We start from the raw sequence: 22917 nt of genomic DNA on the forward strand, positions 1-22917 counted from the left end.
TCCGGCCGCGGGGCGCCTTCCCGCCGTAACCAGCAGAAAGGATTCGCTTGAAACTTCCGTACGAATGGCAGATCGGCTGGCGCTATACGCGCGCCGGCAAACGCACGACCGGCAACGGCTTCATTTCCTTCATCGCCCTCGTGTCGATGCTCGGGATCGCGCTTGGCGTCGCGGCGCTGATCGTCGTGCTGTCGGTGATGAACGGCTTCCAGAAGGAAGTGCGCGACCGCATGCTGTCGGTGCTCGCGCACGTCGAGGTGTTCTCGCCGACGGGCTCGATGCCCGACTGGCAACTGACCGCGCAGGAAGCGCGCCGCAATCCGTCGGTGACCGGCGCGGCGCCGTACGTCGACGCGCAGGCGCTGCTCACGCGCCAGGACGCGGTGAGCGGCGTGATGCTGCGCGGCGTCGAGCCGACGCTCGAGCCGCAGGTATCCGACATCGGCAAGGACATGAAGGCCGGGCAGCTCGGTGCGCTCGTGCCGGGCCAGTTCGGCATCGTGCTCGGCGACGCGCTCGCCGGCAACCTCGGCGTGACGGTCGGCGACAAGGTCACGCTGGTCGCGCCCGAAGGCTCGATCACGCCGGCCGGCATGATGCCGCGCCTGAAGCAGTTCACGGTCGTCGGCGTGTTCGAGTCGGGCCACTACGAATACGACAGCACGCTCGCGATGATCAACATCCGCGATGCCGAGGCATTGTTCCGGATGACTGCGCCGACCGGCGTGCGGCTGCGGCTGACGGACATGCAGAAGGCGCCGCAGGTCGCGGTCGAGCTGTCGCATACGCTGTCGGGCAGCCTGTACATCCGCGACTGGACACAGCAGAACAAGACGTGGTTCTCGGCCGTGCAGATCGAGAAGCGGATGATGTTCATCATCCTGACGCTGATCATCGCGGTGGCCGCGTTCAACCTCGTGTCGTCGCTCGTGATGACCGTGACCAACAAGCAGGCCGACATCGCGATCCTGCGCACGCTCGGCGCGCAGCCGGGGTCGATCATGAAGATCTTCGTTGTGCAGGGCGTGACGATCGGCTTCGTCGGCACGGCGTCGGGCGTCGCGCTCGGCTGCCTGATCGCGTGGAGCATCCCTTGGCTGATCCCGATGATCGAGCACCTGTTCGGCGTGCAGTTCCTGCCGCCGTCCGTGTACTTCATCAGCGAGCTGCCGTCCGAACTCGTCGCGAGCGACGTGATCCGGATCGGCCTGATCGCGTTCGCGCTGTCGGCCGTCGCGACGCTCTATCCGAGCTGGCGCGGCGCGAAGGTGAAGCCGGCGGAGGCGCTTCGCTATGAATGACCGCGCAACCGCATTCGCGGATTCAGAACAACACAACAGACAGGATTCGGCAGGTATGCAGGAATACGTGCTTCAGGCGCGCGGGATCACGAAGGCGTTCGTGCAAGGCGGCTTCAACGTGCAGGTGCTCAACAACACCGAGCTGACGGTGCGGCGCGGCGAGAAGCTCGCGGTCGTCGGCGCGTCGGGTTCCGGCAAGAGCACGCTGCTGCATGTGCTGGGCGGGCTCGACGAGCCGAGCGCGGGCGAAGTGTCGCTGCTCGGCAAGCCGTTTACGCAACTCGCCGAACGCGAACGCAACGAATTGCGCAACCGCGCGCTCGGCTTCGTCTACCAGTTCCATCACCTGCTGCCCGAGTTCACCGCGCTAGACAACGTCGCGATGCCGTTGCGCATCCGCCGGATGACGACCGAGGACGCGCGCGCGCAGGCCCAGGCGATGCTCGAACGCGTCGGTCTCGGCCCGCGTGCGAAGCACCGGCCGGGCGAACTGTCGGGCGGCGAGCGGCAGCGTGTCGCGATCGCGCGCGCGCTGGTCACGAAACCCGCGTGCGTGCTCGCCGACGAGCCGACCGGCAACCTCGACGGCACGACGGCGGACACGGTGTTCAACCTGATGCTCGAACTGTCCGAGACGCTCGAAACGAGCTTCGTGATCGTCACGCACGATCCCGATCTCGCCGCGCGCTGCGACCGCATCATGCGGCTGCGCGACGGCGTGCTGCACGAGGAGCCGGCGCTGCCGGTGTAAGCGAACGCCCCTGGCCGGGCCGCCGGGTTCGTCCCGGCGCGGCGCGAGGGGTACAGGAATGATGCCGTCATGTGGATCGATACGCACTGCCATCTCGATGCCGGCGAGTTCGACGCCGACCGTGACGCGGTCGCGCAGGCGGCACGCGCGGCCGGCGTGTCGCGCATCGTGATCCCGAGCATCGGGCGCGATAACTTCACGACGGTGCGCGAACTTGCGCAGCGCACGCCGGGTGCCGTCTATGCGCTCGGCATCCATCCGATGTATACGCCGCACGCGCGCGACGAGGATCTCGACCGGCTGCGCATGGAGATCGAAGCGAGCCTCGACGATCCGCGCTTCGTCGCGATCGGCGAGATCGGCCTCGACTATTTCGTGCCGGGACTCGACGAGGACCGGCAGCAGTTCTTCTACCAGGGGCAGCTGAAGCTGGCGCGCGAATTCGACCTGCCCGTGCTGTGCCACGTGCGCAAGTCGCAGGACCGCGTGCTCGCGGGGCTGCGCCGCTTCGGCGTGCGGCGCGGCATCGCGCATGCATTCAACGGCAGTTTCCAGCAGGCCGAAGCGTATCTCGCGCAGGGGCTGCATCTCGGCTTCGGCGGCAACGTGACATTCACGCGCGCGTTGCAGATCCGCCGGCTTGCGGCGCAATTGCCGCTCGACGCGATCGTCGTCGAGACGGACGCGCCCGACATCGCGCCCGAATGGGCGTACAAATCCCGCAACACGCCCGACCAGGTGCCGCGCATCGGCGACGTGCTCGCCGAACTGCGCGGTCTCGACGCCAGTTCACTCGGCCTATCCACTTCGGCTAACGCGCTCGCCGCGCTGCCGCGACTCGCGCTTTCGTCCGCATAATCGTTGCCGGAAGGCGCCGCATTCGCAATGGCGGCGCCAGGTCGACGAGGAGGCGGGATGCGCGTGTGGTGGATCGCGTTCGCGCTCGGCGTCGTCGTGCTGCAGCGGCAGGCGGCGTTACCGGGCGCGATCGCATGGACAGCCGGTGCGGCCGCGCTTGCCGGTTGCGCGGCGCTGGGAGTGTGGTGCATGCGCCGCCGGCGCACGCGCACGGCCGTCGCGCTCGGATGGATGCTGTGCGCGCTCGCGGCCTGCGTGGCGGGGTTCGGTTATGCGGCGGCGCGGGCCGAGTGGCGGCTGCACGACAGCTTGCCCGTCGACTGGGAAGGGCGCGACATCGTCGCCACCGGCGTGATCCGGGGGCTGCCTGTCGTCGACGAGACGGGCGCGCGGCTGCTGCTCGCGGTCGAGTCGAACGATGCGGGGCTGGCCCGTTTTCCGCCATTGGTCCGGCTGTCGTGGCGCGCGTATGGCGCATCCGCGACACGCGATCCGCTCCCCGAACTGCGTGCCGCGCAGCGCTGGCGCTTCGTCGTGCGCCTGAAGCGCCCGCACGCCGAGGCCAATGCCGGCGTGCGCGACAGCGAGGCGGCGTGGCTCGCCGCCGGTATTCGCGCAATCGGTTACGTCAGTGCGCCGCGGCGATCGGTATTGCTCGATGCGCACGCATCGGGTTGGCGTGCATCGATCGACCGCCTGCGCGACGTGCTGCGGGCACGCATCGGCGCGACGCTCGGCGTCGACGCCGGTCATCGCGGCATCGTCGCCGCGCTCGCGATCGGCGACCAGTCCGGCATCGGCGACGACGACTGGCGCGTGCTGCGCAACACGGGTACGAGCCATCTGGTCGCGATCTCCGGTCTGCACGTCGGGCTCGTCGGCGCGATCGCGGGCGGGCTCGTGTCGATGGTCTGGCGTCGCCTGCGCTGGCGTGCGCGGGCCGCGACGCTCGTGTTGCCGGCGCCGTATGCGGCATCGCTTGCCGCGCTGGCGGCCGCGGCCGGCTATGCGGCGCTCGCCGGTTTCAACGTGCCGGCGCAGCGTGCGTGGTGGATGATCGCGGCCGGCGGCATCGCGTATCTGGCCGGGCGCAGCGTGCCGACGTCGGCGGTGCTGTGCGCGGCGCTCGGCGGCGTGCTGCTCGCCGATCCGTGGGCCGTGCTGTCGGCCGGGTTCTGGCTGTCGTTCGGGGCGGTCGCCGTCATTCTGCTGACCGTCGCGGGTTGGCGCGCGGCGCGTGAGGTCGACGCGCAAGGCGAGGAGGGCCGCGACACGGCCGGCCTGTCGAGTCGGTTGCGCGCGTGGGGGAGGCGCGCCGCGAGCCGTATCGTGGAAGCCGCGCGCGTGCAGTACGCGGTGACGATCGGTCTCGCACCGCTGACGGCGGCGTGGTTCGCGCAGATTTCGCTGTCGGGCCCATTCGGCAATGCGTTCGCGATTCCCTGGGTGGGCACGGTCGTGACGCCGATCGTGCTGGCCGGCATCGCGTTGCCCGCGCCGCTCGATGCGTATGCATTCCGGCTTGCGCATGCGGCGCTCGAACCGATGATGACGCTGCTCGGGCACCTCGCCGACTGGCCGGCCGGCGTGTTCTGGCTGCGCATGCCCGACTGGCCGGTGCTGGCGCTTGCGTGCGTGGGTGTCGGATGGGCGCTGATGCCGCGCGGCTGGCCGTTGCGCTGGGCGGCGCCGCTCACGTGGCTGCCGCTCGTCGCGCCGGCACCCGATGCGCCGCCGCCGGGCGGCTTCCGGCTGACCGTGCTCGACGTCGGGCAGGGCGCGTCGGTGCTGGTGGAGACTGCGCGCCGAACCTTGCTGTTCGATGCGGGGCCGGGCGCGGAGTCGACGCATGCCGGGGCGCGGATCGTCGCGCCGGCGTTGCGCTCGCGCGGCATCGCGGTGATCGATTCGCTCGTGCTCAGTCACGCGGACGCCGATCACGCGGGCGGCGCGCCGGCCGTCTATGCGGCAGCCGACGTGCGCCAGCTGCTGGCCGGCATTCCGTCGAAGAACCGGCTATGGCGCGACGCGACGGCCGCAGGCGTCGCCGACCGGCTGCCGTGCGCGGCCGGGCAGCGCTGGACCTGGGACGGCGTCGTCTTCACGATGCTCTGGCCAGCGGGCGGCCCGGACACGGGCGCGTCGAACGGGCAATCGTGCGTGCTGCGTATCGACGCGGGCGGCACGTCCGCGCTGCTGACGGGCGACATCGAAGCACGCGCCGAACGCCAGCTCGTGGACGCCGCGCGCGACGCGCTGGCCGCACAGATACTGGTCGTTCCGCACCACGGCAGCCGCACGTCGTCGGTCGAGCCTTTCCTCGATTCGGTCGGGCCGCGCGTCGCGGTATTTCCTGTAGGCTATCGCAATCGGTTCGGACATCCGCACCGGACCGTCCTCGCGCGCTACGAGGCACGCGGGATTCCGCTGCCGCGCACCGATCGCGACGGCGCCGTGCGGTTCGACGTCGCACCGGCCGACGGCGGGTTTGCATTCGAGCGCTATCGCGATGTACGGCGACGGTACTGGATGGACCGTTGAGCGGGGCGAGGGCCGGTTTATAGAGAATGCATGGGGCCCGCGCAAAGTGCCGGAGCACTGGGTCGATAGAACGCGAAGCACGGGACGGGAGTAAGTGCTGGAGCACATACTCCCGTCGACAAAGGAGACATCGGCGTTTGAAGGACATCCTCCACTTCTCGCATGCGAACGGCTTTCCGGCGTCGACGTACCGGACGATCTTCGCCGAACTGGCCGACGACTACGAGCTGCGCTACATCGAACGGATCGGCCACGACCGCCGCTACCCGGTGACGCGCGACTGGCCGCATCTCGTCGAACAGCTGCTCGACGACATCGGCAGCCGCTACGAGCGTCCCGTCTGGCTCGTCGGCCATTCGCTCGGCGGCTACCTGTCGCTGATGGCCGCGCTGAGGAAACCGCAATGGGTGCGCGGCGTCGTGATGATCGATTCGCCGATCATCGCGGGCTGGCGTGCCGGCGCGTTGCGCGCGAGCCAGTGGGCGGGGCTCGACGAGCGGCTGTCGCCGGCCGCCGCGACCCGCAACCGGCGCACGCACTGGGTGAGCCGCGACGAGGCCTGGCGGCATTTCCGCGAGAAGCCCGCGTTCGCGCGCTGGGACGAACGGATGCTGGCCGACTACATCGACTACGGCATTCCGCAGGCCGGTGCCGACGGCGAGCGTGCGCTCGCGTTCGACCGGCAGGTCGAATACCTGATCTACCGGACGCTGCCGCACACGCTCGGCCCGCGGCTCGCGCACGGCGCGCCGGTGCCGATCGGTTTTCTCGCCGGCACGCGTTCGCGCGAGGTGCGGCAGGTCGGGCTCGACGCGACGCGCCGTGCGGCGCGCGGCCGCGTCGAATGGCTCGAGGGCAGCCACCTGTTCCCGATGGAGCGGCCGCTCGAGACCGCCCGTGCATTGCAGCGGATGCTGAATTCGCTGAAGGCGGAAGAGGGCGGTGTGTCGCAGGGCGGCGCCCCGCTCGCGAAGCGCGCCTGACGCTCCGTCCGGCGGTCCGGTACGCGCCGCGGCGGGTGCGGCCGCGCCGACCGGCCGGCCGGTGCGCCCCCGGCGCACGGTTGGCGCGGGTCCGCCCGAAAGGGCGCGATCATCACGTCAGTTGCTGAGAAAAGGGCGGGCTTTACGGTATAATCCGTTTTTCCCGCGAGCATCCAGCGATGACCAAATATGTTTTCGTCACCGGCGGCGTAGTTTCTTCCCTTGGCAAGGGTATTGCCGCCGCTTCCCTCGCCGCGATCCTCGAATCGCGCGGTCTGAAAGTCACCCTCCTCAAACTCGATCCCTACATCAACGTCGACCCCGGCACGATGAGCCCGTTCCAGCACGGCGAAGTGTTTGTGACGGAAGACGGAGCGGAGACGGACCTCGACCTCGGCCACTATGAGCGCTTCATCAGCACGAAGATGCGCAAGGCCAACAACTTCACGACCGGCCAGATCTACGAATCGGTGATCCGCAAGGAACGCCGCGGCGACTATCTCGGCAAGACCGTGCAGGTCATTCCGCACATCACGAACGAAATCCAGGCGTTCATCGAGCGCGGGGCGGCATCGGCCACCTGCGGCGAGCCGGATGTCGCGATCGTCGAGATCGGCGGCACGGTCGGCGACATCGAGTCGCTGCCGTTCCTTGAAGCCGCGCGCCAGATGAGCCTGCGCCTCGGCCGCAACAGCGCGTGCTTCGTGCACCTGACGCTGGTGCCGTACGTCGCGACGGCCGGCGAGCTGAAGACGAAGCCGACCCAGCACAGCGTGCAGAAGCTGCGCGAGATCGGCATCCTGCCGCACGTGCTGCTGTGCCGCGCGGATCGCCGCATCCCCGACGACGAATCGAAGAAGATCTCGATGTTCTCGAACGTGCCGGAAGACGCCGTGATCTCGGTGTGGGACGCCGACAGCATCTACAAGATTCCGCAGATGCTGCACGACCAGGGCCTCGACAAGATCATCTGCGACGAGCTGAAGCTGACGCCGCACGATGCCGACCTGAACATGTGGTCGGAGCTCGTCGAGAAGCTGGAGAACCCGAAGCACGAAGTGACGATCGGCATGGTCGGCAAGTACGTCGACCTGACCGAATCGTACAAGTCGCTGATCGAGGCGCTGCGTCACGCGTCGCTGCACACGTCGACCAAGGTCAACATCGAGTACATCGACTCGGAAGAGATCGAGACGAACGGCGTCGACAGCCTGAAGCACCTCGACGCGGTGCTGGTCCCGGGCGGTTTCGGCCGTCGCGGCACCGAAGGCAAGATCGCGGCGATCCGCTATGCGCGCGAGGCGAAGGTGCCTTATCTCGGCATCTGCCTCGGCATGCAGCTCGCGGTGATCGAGTTCGCGCGCGACGTCGTCGGCCTGAAGCAGGCGAACAGCACGGAATTCGATCCGGACACGCCGGAACGCGTGGTCGCGCTGATCACCGAGTGGTACGACCGCGACGGCAAGGTCGAGACGCGCACCGAGGAATCCGATCTCGGCGGCACGATGCGCCTCGGCTCGCAGCGCTGCCCGATCAAGCCCGGCACGATGGCGGAAGAAATCTACGGCAAGGACGTGAACGAGCGTCATCGCCACCGTTATGAAGTCAATAACCGCTTCGTGCCCCAGCTCGAAAGCGGCGGCCTTATCATCAGCGCGCGTACCCCGAGCGAGGATCTGCCGGAAATGATGGAGCTGCCGCGCTCGATGCACCCGTGGTTCGTCGGCGTCCAGTTCCACCCGGAATTCACGTCAACGCCGCGTGACGGTCATCCTCTCTTCAAGTCGTTCGTCGAAGCCGCGCTCGCCAACAAGCAAGCGCGCGGAGTGAAAGCATGAAGCTGTGCGATTTCGAGGTCGGTCTCGACAAGCCTTTCTTCCTGATCGCGGGTACCTGCGTCGTCGAATCGGAGCAAATGACGATCGACACGGCGGGCCGCCTGAAGGAGATCTGCGCGAAGCTGAACGTTCCGTTCATCTACAAGTCGTCGTACGACAAGGCGAACCGCAGCTCGGGCAAGTCGTTTCGCGGCCTCGGAATGGACGAGGGCCTGCGGATCCTGTCCGAGGTGAAGCGCCAGCTCGGCCTGCCGGTGCTGACCGACGTGCATTCGATCGACGAGATCGAGCAGGTCGCGTCGGTCGTCGACGTGCTGCAGACGCCCGCGTTCCTGTGCCGCCAGACCGATTTCATCCATGCGTGCGCGCGCTCGGGCAAGCCCGTCAACATCAAGAAGGGCCAGTTCCTCGCGCCGCACGACATGAAGAACGTGATCGACAAGGCGCGCGACGCGGCACGTGAAGCGGGGCTGTCGGAAGACCGCTTCATGGCGTGCGAGCGCGGCGTCTCGTTCGGCTACAACAACCTCGTGTCGGACATGCGTTCGCTCGCGATCATGCGCGAAACGAACGCGCCCGTCGTATTCGACGCGACCCACTCGGTGCAATTGCCGGGCGGGCAGGGCACGAGCTCGGGCGGCCAGCGCGAATTCGTGCCGGTGCTCGCGCGTGCGGCGGTCGCGACGGGCGTCGCCGGCCTCTTCATGGAAACGCACCCGAATCCGGCCGAGGCGAAGTCGGACGGCCCGAACGCGGTGCCGCTGAACCGGATGGGCGCGCTGCTGGAGACGCTCGTCACGCTCGACCAGGCGGTGAAGCGCAATCCGTTCCTGGAAAACGATTTCAATTAAAGATCGAATGAACCTTGCGACGGCTTCGCGCGTCAGTAGCGAAAGCGGTTCCGGCACGCACGCCGTCGCAGTTTGAAGAATCCATCGTCATTCTCAGAGGAAACCCATGAGTGCAATCGTAGATATCATCGGCCGCGAGATTCTGGATTCGCGCGGCAACCCCACCGTCGAATGCGACGTGCTGCTCGAATCGGGCACGATGGGCCGCGCGGCGGTGCCGTCGGGCGCGTCCACGGGCTCGCGTGAAGCGATCGAACTGCGCGACGGCGAAGCCGGCCGCTACAACGGCAAGGGCGTGCTGAAGGCAGTCGAGCACATCAACACCGAAATCTCCGAAGCCATCATGGGCCTCGACGCGTCGGAACAGGCGTTCCTCGACAAGACGCTGCTCGAGCTGGACGGCACCGACAACAAGTCGCGCCTCGGCGCGAACGCGATGCTGGCCGTGTCGATGGCCGTCGCGAAGGCTGCCGCCGAAGAGGCAGGCCTGCCGCTGTACCGCTATTTCGGCGGTTCGGGCGCGATGCAGCTGCCGGTGCCGATGATGAACATCGTCAACGGCGGCGCGCACGCGAACAACAGCCTCGACATCCAGGAATTCATGATCGTCCCGGTCAGTCAGCCGACGTTCCGTGAAGCCCTGCGTTGCGGCGCGGAAGTGTTCCACGCGCTGAAGAAGATCCTGAGCGACCGCGGCATGAGCACGGCAGTCGGCGACGAAGGCGGCTTCGCGCCGAACTTCGGCAGCAACGACGAGTGCCTGTCGACGATCCTGCAGGCGATCGAGAAGGCCGGCTACCGCGCGGGCGAGGACGTGCTGCTCGCGCTCGACTGCGCGGCATCCGAGTTCTACCACGACGGCAAGTACCAGCTCGCGGGCGAAGGCCTGCAACTGTCGTCGGCCGAATTCACCGACTACCTCGCGACGCTCGCCGACAAGTTCCCGATCGTGTCGATCGAGGACGGCATGCACGAAAGCGACTGGGAAGGCTGGAAGCTGCTGACCGATCGCCTCGGCAAGAAGGTGCAGCTCGTCGGCGACGACCTGTTCGTCACGAACACGCGCATCCTGAAGGAAGGCATCGAGAAGGGCATCGCGAACTCGATTCTCATCAAGATCAACCAGATTGGTACGCTGACCGAAACGTTCGCGGCGATCGAAATGGCGAAGCGCGCGGGCTACACGGCCGTGATCTCGCACCGCTCGGGCGAAACGGAAGATTCGACGATCGCGGACATCGCGGTCGGTCTGAACGCCGGCCAGATCAAGACGGGTTCGCTGTCGCGCAGCGACCGCATCTCGAAGTACAACCAGCTGCTGCGCATCGAGGAAGATCTCGGCGACATCGCGAGCTACCCGGGTAAATCGGCTTTCTATAACCTGCGCTAACGCGCTAATATCGGGTTCGTCATATCGACGCCGCTCTGTGCCTGTGCGCGGAGCGGCGCTTCTTATATCTGCGTCTCTTACATGCGGCTTGTCACTGTCGTCCTGATTGCCTTGCTGGCGCTCATTCAGTACCCCCTATGGTGGGGACACGGCGGCTGGCTGCGGGTGCATGAATTGCGTCAGCAGCTCGGCGACCAGCTCCAGAAGAATGCAGACGAAAAGCTGCGCAACGAGCGGACCGCAGGCGAAGTGCAGGATCTGCAGGGCGGCACCGCGGCCATCGAGGAGCGCGCGCGCTACGAGATGGGCATGGTGAAGGACGGCGAAGTATTCGTGCAGTTCGTGTCGCCGAATGCACCGGCGGTGCCGCTGAGCAACACGCCTTCGAACACGTCGACGCGCGGTGCCGTGTCGGCGGCGCCGGTGCGTGTCGTGCCGAATCCGCAGTCGATCGCGAAGCCGTCGCGGCATCATGGCGGCGACAAGGGCAAGGCCGCGCATCACTGAGATGCGGTAGCTCGAATCATTGAAAAAGCGCGGGAAATACCGCGCTTTTTTATTTCCTGCCAGTGTTCAATCGGCCGGGCGATCGCTTACCACCACCAGCCCGGGTAGCCGTAGCTGATGCCCGTTCCCCAGCGATTTCCCCATCCGCCGTAATACCCGCCATAGAAGGTCACGGGCGGCGGCGAGTAATAGGCCCACGCGCGCGCGGCTGCCTCGGCCGCCATCGCGCTGTTCTGTTCGCGCAGCACCTGCTGGTCGATCTCGTCGTAGCGCTTGCGTTCGGCGCTCGACAGCACGGGCGGCCGGCCGCCCGACGCGCCCGGTTCGGGCAGGCGGCTCAGGATCGTGGAGGACGGCGGCGGCATCGCGCAGCCGGCAAGCGCGAGCGTGCCGGCGGCAACGCTCGTCAGGACGATGGTGCGAAACGGGCGATTCATGTGTTTCTCCTGCAGCGCGCCGACCGCGGGAAGCGGCTTGCGCCGAAGGTTGAGCCTTCGGCGTCGTGCGTGCGGCGCTTGGGCGTCATTATGCGCCCGTGCCCGGACGGCGGGCATCGGGCGCGCCGCTCAGTGACGCTGGCCGGTCGCTGGCGCGATGCCGGTCTCGACGCCGGGCGCCGCGAACAACTGCGCGACGTCGACGGGATCGAATTCGTAGCGCTGGTTGCAGAACTCGCAGTGGATCTCGACGTGGCCGCGCTCGACGATCACGCTGTCGACTTCGTCGCGGCCGAGCATGCGCAGCATCGCACCGACCTTCTCGCGCGAGCATGAGCACTGGAAGCGCGTGCCGGCCGGCTCGAAGTGCTGAACGTTCTCCTGCCAGAATAGTCGGCGGAACACGACTTCCGGTTCGACCTCGAGCAGCTCCTTCGCGGACAGCGTGCCGCCGAGCGTGCAGACGCGCTCCCACGTGTCGATATCGGTTTCGGCGTTGCGCGGCACGATGCCGCCGTCGCCCGGCAGTTTCTGCAGCAGCATGCCGACCGCACGGTCGCGATCGGCCGCGAGCCACAGCCGCGTGTCGAGCTGCTCCGAGTGATGCATGTAATGCTCGAGCACCTGCGACACCGACTCGAGCGGACCGTCGACGCCGTTCAGCGGCACGATGCCCTGGTACGGCTGCTGGCCCGGCAGCTTGTCGGCCGGGTCGAGCGTGATCACGCAGCGGCCGTGGCCGCTCGCGTTGACGAGCGACGCGAAACTCGTGTCGTCGCCGATCGTTTGCGCCGCGTCGCCGGAGAATTTCGCGGTGGCCCGCATCGACAGATCCGAACCGCACTGGACGACCAGCATCTGAACCGGCCCGTCGCCGAAGATCTGCATGATCAGGGTGCCGTGAAATTTCAGGTTCGCGGACAGCAGCGCGCACGCGGCCATCATCTCGCCGAGCACCGTGCGCACGGGGGCAGGGTAGTCGCGGCGGGCGAGCACTTCCTGCCACGTATTGCGCAGCGAAACGATCTCGCCGCGCACCGGCGCCGCATTGAACATGAATTTCTGTAACTGGTCGCTCACTCTTCTTCCTTGAAATCCGCGCGAATCACCCGATCCGCACGAGTTGCTCCTTGAAATGCGCACGCCGCTCGACATACGTCTTCGCGTTCGCGCGCAGCCGCGCGATGTCTTCTGCCGACAGCTCGCGCACGACTTTCGCCGGTGCGCCGAGAATCAGCGAATTGTCCGGGAACGTCTTGCCTTCCGTCACGACCGCGCCGGCACCAACCAGACAGTTGCGGCCGATGACCGCTCCATTCAAGACCACCGCCTGAATACCGATCAGCGAACCTTCGCCGATCGTGCAGCCGTGCAGCATCGCCTGGTGCCCGATCGTCACGTTTTCGGCAATCGTCAGCGGAAAACCGGGGTCCGTGTGCAGTACCGCGCCTTCCTGGACGTTGCTGCCGGCGCCGACGGCAATCGTCTCGTTGTCGCCGCGAATCGTCGCGCCGAACCAGACGCTCGCGTTTTCCTCGAGCACGACCTTGCCGATGATGGCCGCCGTATCGGCGACGAATACGCTTTCGTGGATCGTCGGGGCCGTATCGCCCAGCTTGTAGATCGTCACGGAGTCTCCTTGTCTCTTCGGTAATGGGCGCCGGTAGAATGACGCGTCTGGTTTGCCCGGCGCATGGCGCCGCGGAACGATCGCATATTGTAAACCGTCGCGTGCGTGCGCTCCCGCGATGCGCATGCAGGGTGTCCCCGTTTATGAGCATGGAGTCTTCTTCTTTCGGTCATCCGGCCTGCGTGCGCCACGCCGCGCTCGACGCGCTGCGCGCATCCGAACCGGCGGCCAAGGCCGCGCAGGTGCGTTCGCTGTACGATGCGCTGCTGGCCGGGCAGGCCGCGATCGCGCCGTCGCTCGAACTGCGCGAACCGGCCGGCCTGCCCGGGCGCCCGGCGCGTCCGGCGCTGGTCGAGCCGCGCCAGCTCGGGCGGCGCAGCATGCGTTCGCCCGAAGGGCGCGCGGTGCTGCTGCACGCGCTCGCCCATATCGAATTCAATGCGATCAATCTGGCGCTCGACGCGGTCTGGCGCTTTGCGGGCCTGCCGGACGCGTTTTATGCGGACTGGCTGAAGGTCGCGGCCGAGGAGGCCTATCACTTCACGCTGCTGTCCGACCGGCTGGCAGCATTCGGGCATGCGTACGGCGATTTTCCCGCGCACAACGGGCTGTGGGAGATGTGCGAGCGGACCAAGGGCGATGTGCTGGCGCGCATGGCGCTCGTGCCGCGCACGCTCGAGGCCCGCGGGCTCGATGCTTCGCCGCCGATCCGTGCGCGGCTCGTACAGGCGGGCGACGATGCGTCGGCCGCGATCCTCGATGTGATCCTGCGCGACGAGGTCGGTCATGTCGCGATCGGCAACCGCTGGTTCCGGTATCTGTGCGACGAAACCGGCCGCGATCCGGTGCCGGCCTACCGCCAGCTCGCCGAGCAATACCACGCGCCACGGCTGCGCGGCCCGTTCAACTTCGATGCGCGTCGCGATGCCGGATTCGAGCAGGCCGAACTCGACGAACTGGCCGCGCAGGACGCAGCGGACGGAAACGCCGCGCGTTAGCAGGATCGCGTCCGGCTGCGTGCTGTTTGCCGCCAGGCCGGCCCGCGCCCGGCTGGTGGCGGTCCCCGGCAGACCCTTGACGACCCTTGACGACCCGGCCGCTAGAGCTTGACCTCGAATGCCGACCGCCGGAACGGAGGCGTCGCCGCTATAATCGAACGATCATTCTTTTTTCTGGCGGCTGCAATGAGTGCGTCGAGTTCTGTTTCCGATTTCGTCACGGTGCGCGGCGTGAAGCTGCATGTGCGGCGCTGGGGCCGGCCCGATGCGCCGACGCTGTTCATGCTGCACGGCTGGATGGACGTTGCGGCGTCGTTCCAGTTCGTAGTCGATGCGCTCGCGGGCGACTGGCAGGTGATCGCGCCCGATGCGCGCGGCTTCGGGCTATCCGACTGGCCGGTCGCGCGGCAGGGCGGCGGCCACTACTGGTTCCATGAATACCTGGGCGACCTCGATGCGCTCGTCGATCACTATGCGCCGACCGGCGAAGTCAACCTGGTCGGGCACAGCATGGGCGCGAACGTCGTGTGCCTGTACGCGGGCGCGCGGCCGGAACGCGTGCGGCGCGTGGTCGACCTCGAGGGTTTCGGGCTCGCGCCCGCGCGGGCCGAGCAGGCGCCGCGCCGGCTGCGCGGCTGGCTGGACGAACTGCGCGAGCCGCCCGCGCTGCGCCCTTACGCGTCCCTCGACGACGTGGCGGCGCGCCTGACCAGGACCAATCCGCGGCTCGACCCGCGCCGCGCTGCGTTCCTCGCCGCGCACTGGTCGAAGCGCGGCGACGACGGCCTCCATCACCTGTTGGCCGACCCCGCGCACAAGATGCCGGGGCCGCTGCTGTACCGGCTCGACGAGGTGATGGCCACCTGGGCGCAGGTGCGCGCGAAGGTGCTGCACGTCGAGGCCGTCAATTCGCCGACGCTCGCGCACCTCGCTGGCGACATCCCGCTGCCGGAATTCAAGGCGCGTTTCAACGCGTTCCCCGACTGGCGCGAGAAGCTCGTCGAGGATGCCGGCCACATGGTGCATCACGACCAGCCCGAGCAGATTGCGGCGCTGATCGAGGCGTTCTGCGCGTAGGTCTGCGACGGCGACGGCGGCGGCGGGGCAGGCTGGCGGTGCAATTGCCGCATTGCAGTAGAATGAAGCCTTACCTGCCATGCCGACAATGAACGCTGATCTCCACTGCCATTCGAATGTTTCCGACGGGTTGCTGTCGCCTGCCGACGTCGCGCGCCGCGCCCATGCCGGCGGCGTGACCCTGTGGGCGCTGACCGACCACGACGAGATCGGCGGCCAGGCTGAGGCGCGCAGCGAGGCGGAAGCGCTCGGCATGCGTTACCTGAGCGGCGTCGAGATTTCGGTCACGTGGGCATCGCGCACCGTGCATATCGTCGGCCTGAACATCGATCCCGCGAACCCGACGCTCGTCGACGGCCTGTACCGCACGCGTCACGGCCGTGCCGCACGCGCGCTGGCGATCGGCGCGCAGCTCGCGACACTCGGCATCCCCGGCGCGTATGAAGGCGCGCTGAAGTACGTATCGAATCCCGACCTGATCTCGCGCACGCACTTCGCGCGGTTTCTCGTCGAGCACGGCCACGCCGAATCGACGTCCGACGTGTTCGACCGCCTGCTCGGCGACGGCAAGCCCGGGTTCGTCCCGCATCGCTGGGCCGCGCTGTCCGATGCGGTCGGGTGGATCCGCGCGGCGGGCGGCGAAGCCGTGGTCGCGCATCCGGGCCGTTACCGCTATACGCCCGTCGAATTCGACGCGTTCTTCGGCGAGTTCATCGAGCTGGGCGGCCGCGCGATCGAGGTCATCACGGGCAGCCACACGCCCGATCAGTACCGTGAATATGCGGACGTTGCCCGCCGCTTCGGCTTCGAAGCGTCGCGCGGCTCGGATTTCCATGCGCCGGGCGAGGGCCGCGTCGAGCTCGGCAGCCTGCCGCCGCTGCCGTCCGACCTGACACCGGTCTGGGAGCGCTGGCTCTGACACCGGGCGGCTGCCCGTCGCCCGCGTCGTGGCCGACGCGCGCATCCGACTCCTCCCTCTTTACCTGCTTCCATGTCCCAGTTCTTCAGGATTCATCCGGATAATCCGCAGCCGCGCCTGATCAAGCAGGCCGTCGAGATCGTCAGCAAGGGCGGCGTGATCGCGATGCCGACCGATTCGAGCTATGCGCTCGCGTGCCATCTCGACGACAAGGATGCGATCGAGCGGGTGCGCCGGATTCGCGGCCTCGACGAGAAACGGCACCTGTCGCTGCTCGTGCGCGACCTGTCGGAGCTCGCCAACTTCGCGATGGTCGACAACCGCCAGTACCGGCAGATCAAGTCGGTGACGCCGGGCCCGTACGTATTCATCCTGCAGGCGACGAAGGAAGTGCCGCGCCGGCTGTCGCATCCGTCGCGCAAGACGATCGGGCTGCGTGTGCCCGATCACGCGATCACGCTTGCGCTGCTGGAATCGCTCGGCCAGCCGCTGCTCGGCACGACGCTGATCCTGCCGCCGGACGACGAGCCGCTCAACGATCCCGACGACATCCGTGCGCGGCTCGAGAAACAGGTCGATCTCGTGATCGACGGCGGCGCGTGCCCGCGCGAGCCGTCGACGGTGATCGACCTGACCGGCGACGCGCCGGAACTCGTGCGCGCGGGGCGCGGCGCGCTTGAACCGTTCGGACTCTCGGCCGCGTAAGCGCGCGCCGTTCCAATTTTTGCGCGAGTGCGCTTGTTACAATAACGCGATATGGATGCTTCCCTGATACAGACCATCGCCGTCTACGCGCTGCCCGTGATCTTCGCGATCACGTTGCACGAGGCCGCGCACGGCTACGCCGCCCGCCTGCTCGGCGACAACACCGCCTACGTGATGGGGCGCGTGTCGTTCAATCCGATGCGCCATATCGACCCGATCGGCACGATCGCGATCCCGCTCGCGATGTATTTCCTGACGGGCGGCGCGTTCCTGTTCGGCTATGCGAAGCCGGTGCCGGTTTCGTTCGGCAACCTTCGCGATCCGCGCTGGGGCAGCCTGTGGGTAGCGCTCGCGGGCCCGGCCTGCAACTTCGTGCAGGCGCTGATCTGGGGCCTGCTGACTCTCGTGCTGCCGGCGGTCGGCATCGACGAGCCGTTCTTCACGCGGATGGCGTTTGCCGGCGTCAGCGCGAACCTCGTGCTCGGCGTGCTGAACCTGTTTCCGCTGCCGCCGCTCGACGGCGGCCGCATCCTGGCGGCGCTGCTACCGCCGAAACAATCGATCGCGCTGTCGCGCATCGAGCCGTACGGTTTCATCATCGTCCTCGTGCTGGTCGCGACGGGCGTGCTGACGAACTTCTGGCTGCGCCCGCTCGTCAACGTCGGCTATGCCGTGCTGAGCGCCATCCTGTCTCCATTCGCCTCGCTTTTCTAACGACAATCATGTTCCCAGAACGTATTTTCTCCGGCATGCGACCCACCGGGTCGCTGCACCTCGGTCATTACCACGGCGTGCTGAAAAACTGGGTGAAACTGCAGTCCGAGTACCCGTGCTTCTTCTGCGTCGTCGACTGGCATGCGCTGACGACGCACTACGAGACTCCCGAGGTCATCGAGAAGAACGTCTGGGACGTGCTGATCGACTGGCTCGCGTCCGGCATCGATCCGGCGCAGGCGACGCTGTTCATCCAGAGCAAGGTGCCCGAGCATGCGGAGCTCGCGCTGCTGCTCGGCATGAGCACGCCGCTCGGCTGGCTCGAACGCGTGCCGACCTACAAGGAGCAGATGGAGAAGCTGAAGGACAAGGACCTGTCGACCTACGGCTTCCTCGGCTACCCGGTGCTGATGGCGGCCGACATCCTGCTGTATCGCGGCTCGCTCGTGCCGGTCGGCGAGGATCAGGTGCCGCACGTCGAGATGACGCGCGAGATCGCGCGCCGCTTCAACTACCTGTACGGTCGTGAGCCCGGTTTCGAGGAGAAGGCGCTCGAGGCCGCGAAGAAGCTCGGCGGCAAGCGCGCGAAGCTCTATCACGAGCTGCGCAACGCGTATCAGCAGGAAGGCGACGACGAGGCGCTCGAACAGGCGCGTGCGATGCTGCAGGAATCGCAGAGCCTGTCGATGAGCGACCGCGAGCGCCTGTTCGGCTATCTCGAAGGCGCGCGCAAGATCATCCTCGTCGAGCCGCAGGCGCTCCTGACCGAAGCGTCCCGGATGCCGGGCCTCGACGGGCAGAAGATGTCCAAGTCGTACGGCAACACGATCGGCCTGCGTGAAGACGCAGAGACGATCACGAAGAAGGTCCGCACGATGCCGACCGATCCGGCGCGCGTGCGCCGCACCGATCCGGGCGATCCCGACAAGTGCCCGGTGTGGCAGCTGCACCAGGTCTACACGGACGAAGCGACGCACGAGTGGGTGCAGAAGGGCTGCCGCTCGGCGGGCATCGGCTGCCTCGACTGCAAGCAGCCGGTCGTCGAAGGCATCCTGCGCGAGCAGCAGCCGATGCTCGAGCGCGCGCAGAAGTACATGGACGATCCGTCGCTGCTGCGCGCGATCGTCGCGGACGGTTGCGACAAGGCGCGCAAGTACGCGACGGAAACGATGCGCGACGTGCGCGACGCGATGGGCCTGTCGTACAACTGATCCGGTCCGCGCGCATGAACGAATCCGTCATCGTCGCCGCGGGCGGCCACGTCGCACAGGCCGAGCCGTCGCGCTGGGTCGCCCGGTGGTCGCCGCTCGTTCCGGCGGGCGGCGCGGTGCTCGACGTCGCCGCGGGCGGCGGCCGCCATGCGCGCTGGTTCGCGTCGCACGGGCATCCGGTCGTCGCGCTCGACCGCGACCCGGCCGCGCTGGCCGCGTTGCGCACGATCGCGGGCGTCGATGCGCGCGACGCCGACCTCGAAGGCGCGCCGTGGCCGTTGCCGGCCGGTGAGCGGTTTTCCGCCGTGATCGTTACCCATTATCTGCACCGTCCGCTCTGGCCCCATCTGCTCGATGCAGTTGCGCCGGGCGGCGTGCTCATCTACGAAACTTTCGCGCAAGGAAACGAAACGGTCGGCAAACCGTCCAACCCCGCGTTCCTGCTCGCCCCGGGCGAGCTGCTGGACGCCGTGCACGGCCGCCTGCGGGTGGTCGCGTACGAGGACGGTTTCGTCGCCGCGCCGCGCGAGGCGTTCGTCCAGCGTCTCTGCGCAGTGCGCGAGGGCGCGACCCCGAAGGCGGGGGCGGGAATTCCACGTTACGAACTGCCCGGCTAATCCGCTACAATCTCAACGTTTACCGGTACACAATCAATCGCGTTTCATGGCTAACGGCACCCAAGACGGCATTCAAATCCGCGGCAGCATCCCCGCGATCGTCACCCCGATGCTCGAAGACGGCAGTCTCGACCTGCCGGCGTTTCGCAAACTGATCGACTGGCACATCGCGGAAGGCACCGATGCGCTCGTCGTGGTCGGTACGAGCGGCGAGTCGGCAACGCTCAACGTCGAAGAGCACATCCTGATGATCCGCACGGCGGTCGAGCATGCGGCGAAACGCATCCCGATCATCGCGGGCGCGGGCGGCAACTCGACCGCCGAGGCGATCGAGCTGACGAAGCACGCGAAATCGGTCGGCGCGGACGCGACGCTGCAGGTCGTGCCGTACTACAACAAGCCGACGCAGGAAGGCATGTACCGTCACTTCAGGACGATCGCCGAAGCGGTCGACCTGCCGGTGATCCTGTACAACGTGCCGGGCCGCACGGTCGCCGATATGGCGAACGAGACGATGCTGCGTCTCGCGCAGGTGCCAGGCATCATCGGCGTGAAGGAAGCGACCGGCAACATCGATCGCGCCGCGCACCTGATCAAGGCCGCGCCGAAGCATTTCGCGATCTACAGCGGCGACGATCCGACCGCGATCGCGCTGATGCTGCTCGGCGGCCACGGCAACATCTCGGTGACGGCGAACGTCGCGCCGCGCGCGATGAGCGAGCTGTGCCGCGCGGCGCTGGCCGGCGACGTGCAGACGGCCCGCGAACTGCACATGAAGCTGCTGTCGCTGCACAAGAACCTGTTCATCGAGGCGAACCCGATTCCGGTGAAGTGGGCGCTGCAGGCGATGGGCAAGATGCAGGGCGGCATCCGGCTGCCGCTCACGGCGCTCGACGAGCGCTGCCACGATGCCGTGCGTTCGGCCCTCGTCGAGGCCGGCGTCCTCGCCTGATGCCGAGGCGGCCGCGTCCTGCGGCCGCCGGCTCGACCCCTGATCAACCCGCACCGGCCGGCTCCGTCCGGCGCCGCTCCTGACGAGCGTTCAAGCAAGACGAAGGATTTCATGAAACGTTTCGCCTTTTCCTCTCGCGCCATCCAGATGTCGATGGTGGCGCTGGCGCTGGGCGCGCTCGCTGGCTGCGATACGCTGAACGACTACCTGGCTCCCGACCGGGTCAACTACAAGAACACCGGTTCGGCGCCGCCGCTCGCGGTGCCGAGCGACCTGAAGCCGGTGCCGACGACCCAGCAGTTCGTCGCGCCGCCGACCAACGCGGGGCTCGGCACGCTGCCGCCGCGGGCCACGACGCAGGCCGGCAACGCGACCGACGGCATCCCGAGCGCGCAGGATCCGCTCGGCATGCACATCGAGCGCGACGGCGATCGCCGCTGGCTCGTCGTCGATGGCCGGACGCCCGAGCAGCTGTGGCCGATCCTGAAGGAGTTCTGGCAGGAGAACGGCTTCTCGCTGAAGACCGACGCGCCGTCGACGGGCATCATGGCCACCGACTGGGCCGAGAACCGCGCGAACATTCCCGACGACTGGTTCCGCCGCACGATCGGCAAGGTCATCGATTTCGCGTACTCGTCCGGCACGCGCGACCGTTTCCGTACGCTCGTGAACCGCACGTCGGACGGCAATACCGACATCTCGATCACGCACAGCGCGATGGAAGAAATGATGGTCGGCCCGCAGGGCGGCACGTCATCGCGCTGGGAAGAGCGTCCGCGCAACCCGGTGCTCGAAGCCGTGTTCCTGTCGAAGCTGATGCAGAAGTTTGGCCTGACCGACGCGCAGGCGAAGCAACTGCTGACCGATGCGCGTCCCGCGACGGCGCCGGCGCAGGTCAGCGACACGAGTAGCGGCGCGGCGACGCTGCAACTGGCCGAGTCGTTCGACCGGGCGTGGCTGCGCGTGGGCCTCGCGCTCGACCGTACCAACTTCACGGTCGACAATCGCGACCGCGAGAAGGGCGTGTACACCGTGCGCTATGCGAATTCGATGGAAGAGCTCAAGCGCGACGGCCTGTTCGGCAAGCTGTTCTACGGCGGTCCGGCGGCGGCGAAGCCGGGCAGGGAATTCCTGGTCAACGTGCGTGCGCAAGGCAATGGCGCGCAGGTCGCTGTGGTTGGCGCAAACGGCCAGATCGACAACTCGTCGGACGCGCAGCGGATCATTTCGCTGCTGCACGCGCAGCTGAACTGAGCGCGTGCGATTCGCCAGCCTCGGAAGCGGCAGCGAAGGCAACGCGCTGGTCGTCGAGGCCTCGAGCGGCACGACGACCACCCGCGTGCTGCTCGACTGCGGCTTTTCCGCCAAGGAGGTCGAGCGCCGGCTCGGCCGACTGAATCTCGGCATCGATGATCTCGATGCGATCCTCATCACCCATGAACACAGCGACCACGTCGGCAGCGCGCTGACGCTCGCCCGGCGCGCGTCGCTACCGCTCTATATGAGCTGGGGCACCGCGCGCGCGGTAGGCGCGGACGAAGCCGATGTCGATCTCCACGTGCTGTGGGGCGACGAGACGGCCGCGATACGCGATCTGGCCGTCATGCCCTATACGGTTCCTCACGATGCGCGCGAACCGCTCCAGTTCGTCTTTATGGACGGCTGCAGCCGGCTCGGCGTGCTGACGGACGTCGGGATGGCCACGCCGCACATCACGGCCGTCCTGAGCGGCTGTGACGCGCTGGTGCTCGAATCCAACCATGACCCCGCGATGCTGGCCGCGAGCCGCTATCCGCAGTCGCTGAAGGCGCGGATCGGCGGCAACCACGGCCACCTGAGCAACGACGCGGCGGCGGACATCCTCGCGTCGCTCGAACGCAGCCGCCTCAAGCACCTGGTCGCTGCGCACCTGAGCCAGCAGAACAACCTGCCGGAACTGGCGCGCCAGGCGTTTGCCGGCGTGCTGGGGACGAGCGGGGAGGAGGTGGTCGTGGCCACGCAGGACGCGGGATTCGACTGGCTGATGCTCGGATGAGCGGGGCAGGGCCGCTGCGGCGGCCCGGTGCGGGCTGACGGGCGATCGATCCGGAATCCGCAGACGTAAAAAAACCGGCCCTCGGGCCGGTTTTTTTTCAGCTGACGCTGAGGCTTACTGGCTTGCGCCCGAAGCCGGAGCAGCCGTCGCTGCCGAAGCAGCCGACGCCACTGCAGCAGCAGCGTCGCTCGCAGCAGCCGTTGCCGACGAAGCAGCAGCCGAAGCGTCGCTCGCAGCACCAGCAACTGCCGAAGCAGCCGTCGAAGCAGCAGCAGCTGCGTCGCTTGCAGCCGACGAAGCAGCTTGATCAGCGCTCTTGTTGCAAGCAGCCAGTGCAACAGCAGCCAACAGGGAAGCTACGAGGAGGGATTTCTTCATGATCACGTCCTTTTATGGTTAAAGGTAAGCAACAGCGCGAAACAATACCGGTAATGTGCTCCAACACCGACCTGGGCCGCTGGTGGAGACGCACTTCTAGAGCGTGAATCTTCCCTACGGCTTGGGCGGAAATTATATGCACTTTCCTATCGACCGTCGACAAATGCGGGGTCAATACGTTGTCTTTCCCATACAGAATTTGATCTGTACGGGCATACGGGGCG

General features: G+C 67.3%; 24 protein-coding genes. 19 read left to right on the top strand and 5 right to left on the bottom strand.

Annotation, left to right across the window (positions count from 1 at the left end):
- Nucleotides 1-47: 47 nt before the first annotated feature.
- The 9 genes from AC3WLY_RS27135 to ftsB all read left to right on the top strand — a co-directional run bounded on the left by AC3WLY_RS27135 (nucleotide 48) and on the right by ftsB (nucleotide 11020).
- Nucleotides 48-1301, top strand: a complete 1254-nt coding sequence (locus tag AC3WLY_RS27135; protein WP_310141630.1) for a lipoprotein-releasing ABC transporter permease subunit — start codon at nucleotides 48-50, stop codon at nucleotides 1299-1301.
- On the top strand, nucleotides 1294-2052 hold the full coding sequence (gene lolD, locus AC3WLY_RS27140; RefSeq protein WP_371287048.1) for a lipoprotein-releasing ABC transporter ATP-binding protein LolD: 759 nt from the start codon (nucleotides 1294-1296) through the stop codon (nucleotides 2050-2052). The genes AC3WLY_RS27135 and lolD overlap by 8 nt, the downstream gene beginning before the upstream one ends.
- A gap of 69 nt (nucleotides 2053-2121) precedes the next feature.
- Nucleotides 2122-2910, top strand: a complete 789-nt coding sequence (locus AC3WLY_RS27145; RefSeq protein WP_492309305.1) for a TatD family hydrolase — start codon at nucleotides 2122-2124, stop codon at nucleotides 2908-2910.
- Nucleotides 2911-2967: 57 nt separating this feature from the next.
- Complete coding sequence (locus tag AC3WLY_RS27150) at nucleotides 2968-5451, top strand: DNA internalization-related competence protein ComEC/Rec2 (protein ID WP_492309304.1); 2484 nt, start codon at nucleotides 2968-2970, stop codon at nucleotides 5449-5451.
- 137 nt (nucleotides 5452-5588) lie between these two features.
- Nucleotides 5589-6434: an alpha/beta fold hydrolase gene (locus AC3WLY_RS27155; protein WP_492309303.1), complete on the top strand. Its 846-nt coding sequence runs from the start codon at nucleotides 5589-5591 to the stop codon at nucleotides 6432-6434.
- A 179-nt stretch (nucleotides 6435-6613) separates the two neighbouring features.
- Nucleotides 6614-8272 carry a CTP synthase gene (gene pyrG / locus AC3WLY_RS27160; RefSeq protein WP_492309302.1) on the top strand — a complete coding sequence of 553 codons (1659 nt, stop codon included), beginning with the start codon at nucleotides 6614-6616 and terminating at the stop codon, nucleotides 8270-8272.
- Entirely contained in the window at nucleotides 8269-9123 is an 855-nt protein-coding gene (gene kdsA / locus AC3WLY_RS27165) for a 3-deoxy-8-phosphooctulonate synthase (RefSeq protein WP_175961238.1), read from the top strand. Before pyrG ends, kdsA begins: the two co-directional genes overlap by 4 nt.
- 106 nt (nucleotides 9124-9229) lie before the next feature.
- Entirely contained in the window at nucleotides 9230-10513 is a 1284-nt protein-coding gene (gene eno, locus AC3WLY_RS27170) for a phosphopyruvate hydratase (RefSeq protein ID WP_011352544.1), read from the top strand.
- 81 nt (nucleotides 10514-10594) lie between these two features.
- Entirely contained in the window at nucleotides 10595-11020 is a 426-nt protein-coding gene (gene ftsB / locus AC3WLY_RS27175; protein ID WP_492309301.1) for a cell division protein FtsB, read from the top strand.
- An 86-nt stretch (nucleotides 11021-11106) separates the two neighbouring features.
- Here ftsB and AC3WLY_RS27180 read toward each other — a convergent pair whose 3' ends face one another.
- From AC3WLY_RS27180 to AC3WLY_RS27190, 3 genes are all read right to left on the bottom strand, one after another.
- Nucleotides 11107-11457 carry a hypothetical protein gene (locus AC3WLY_RS27180; protein ID WP_492309300.1) on the bottom strand — a complete coding sequence of 117 codons (351 nt, stop codon included), beginning with the start codon at nucleotides 11455-11457 and terminating at the stop codon, nucleotides 11107-11109.
- A gap of 129 nt (nucleotides 11458-11586) precedes the next feature.
- Nucleotides 11587-12537 carry an Hsp33 family molecular chaperone HslO gene (gene hslO, locus AC3WLY_RS27185; protein ID WP_034183574.1) on the bottom strand — a complete coding sequence of 317 codons (951 nt, stop codon included), beginning with the start codon at nucleotides 12535-12537 and terminating at the stop codon, nucleotides 11587-11589.
- A 25-nt stretch (nucleotides 12538-12562) separates the two neighbouring features.
- Nucleotides 12563-13087 carry a gamma carbonic anhydrase family protein gene (locus AC3WLY_RS27190; RefSeq protein WP_034183575.1) on the bottom strand — a complete coding sequence of 175 codons (525 nt, stop codon included), beginning with the start codon at nucleotides 13085-13087 and terminating at the stop codon, nucleotides 12563-12565.
- A 143-nt stretch (nucleotides 13088-13230) separates the two neighbouring features.
- On the opposite strand from AC3WLY_RS27190, the gene AC3WLY_RS27195 reads away from it, so the two are divergent.
- The 10 genes from AC3WLY_RS27195 to AC3WLY_RS27240 all read left to right on the top strand — a co-directional run bounded on the left by AC3WLY_RS27195 (nucleotide 13231) and on the right by AC3WLY_RS27240 (nucleotide 22315).
- Nucleotides 13231-14085 (top strand): DUF455 family protein, encoded by an 855-nt coding sequence (locus tag AC3WLY_RS27195; RefSeq protein WP_310141650.1) that lies wholly within the window; start codon nucleotides 13231-13233, stop codon nucleotides 14083-14085.
- Between the two features lie 186 nt (nucleotides 14086-14271).
- Nucleotides 14272-15162: an alpha/beta fold hydrolase gene (locus AC3WLY_RS27200; RefSeq protein WP_175961235.1), complete on the top strand. Its 891-nt coding sequence runs from the start codon at nucleotides 14272-14274 to the stop codon at nucleotides 15160-15162.
- Between the two features lie 88 nt (nucleotides 15163-15250).
- Nucleotides 15251-16081, top strand: coding sequence for a 3',5'-nucleoside bisphosphate phosphatase (locus tag AC3WLY_RS27205; protein ID WP_492309299.1), 831 nt, complete (start codon nucleotides 15251-15253; stop codon nucleotides 16079-16081).
- A 72-nt stretch (nucleotides 16082-16153) separates the two neighbouring features.
- On the top strand, nucleotides 16154-16786 hold the full coding sequence (locus AC3WLY_RS27210) for an L-threonylcarbamoyladenylate synthase (protein ID WP_175961233.1): 633 nt from the start codon (nucleotides 16154-16156) through the stop codon (nucleotides 16784-16786).
- A 51-nt stretch (nucleotides 16787-16837) separates the two neighbouring features.
- Nucleotides 16838-17500 (top strand): site-2 protease family protein, encoded by a 663-nt coding sequence (locus tag AC3WLY_RS27215; protein WP_175961232.1) that lies wholly within the window; start codon nucleotides 16838-16840, stop codon nucleotides 17498-17500.
- Nucleotides 17501-17508: 8 nt separating this feature from the next.
- Nucleotides 17509-18711, top strand: coding sequence for a tryptophan--tRNA ligase (locus AC3WLY_RS27220; RefSeq protein WP_006487046.1), 1203 nt, complete (start codon nucleotides 17509-17511; stop codon nucleotides 18709-18711).
- A 14-nt stretch (nucleotides 18712-18725) separates the two neighbouring features.
- Nucleotides 18726-19328: a class I SAM-dependent methyltransferase gene (locus AC3WLY_RS27225; protein WP_425131647.1), complete on the top strand. Its 603-nt coding sequence runs from the start codon at nucleotides 18726-18728 to the stop codon at nucleotides 19326-19328.
- 46 nt (nucleotides 19329-19374) lie between these two features.
- The gene (gene dapA / locus AC3WLY_RS27230; protein ID WP_175961230.1) at nucleotides 19375-20280 is read left to right on the top strand and encodes a 4-hydroxy-tetrahydrodipicolinate synthase; all 906 of its coding nucleotides are present in this window, start codon (nucleotides 19375-19377) and stop codon (nucleotides 20278-20280) included.
- A gap of 111 nt (nucleotides 20281-20391) precedes the next feature.
- Entirely contained in the window at nucleotides 20392-21534 is a 1143-nt protein-coding gene (bamC, locus tag AC3WLY_RS27235; protein ID WP_175961229.1) for an NlpB/DapX family lipoprotein, read from the top strand.
- A gap of 4 nt (nucleotides 21535-21538) precedes the next feature.
- Nucleotides 21539-22315: an MBL fold metallo-hydrolase gene (locus AC3WLY_RS27240; RefSeq protein WP_034183583.1), complete on the top strand. Its 777-nt coding sequence runs from the start codon at nucleotides 21539-21541 to the stop codon at nucleotides 22313-22315.
- A gap of 114 nt (nucleotides 22316-22429) precedes the next feature.
- Here the strand turns inward: AC3WLY_RS27240 and AC3WLY_RS27245 are convergent, their stop codons facing one another.
- Together AC3WLY_RS27245 and AC3WLY_RS27250 are read right to left on the bottom strand one after the other, a co-directional pair.
- Nucleotides 22430-22693 (bottom strand): hypothetical protein, encoded by a 264-nt coding sequence (locus tag AC3WLY_RS27245; RefSeq protein ID WP_041493100.1) that lies wholly within the window; start codon nucleotides 22691-22693, stop codon nucleotides 22430-22432.
- A complete protein-coding gene (locus tag AC3WLY_RS27250) occupies nucleotides 22623-22868 on the bottom strand; it encodes a hypothetical protein (RefSeq protein ID WP_011657350.1) in 246 nt (81 codons plus the stop codon). The genes AC3WLY_RS27245 and AC3WLY_RS27250 overlap by 71 nt, the downstream gene beginning before the upstream one ends.
- Between the last annotated feature and the right edge of the window lie 49 nt (nucleotides 22869-22917).

This window comes from Burkholderia sp. FW306-1C-G01B (assembly GCF_058781685.1).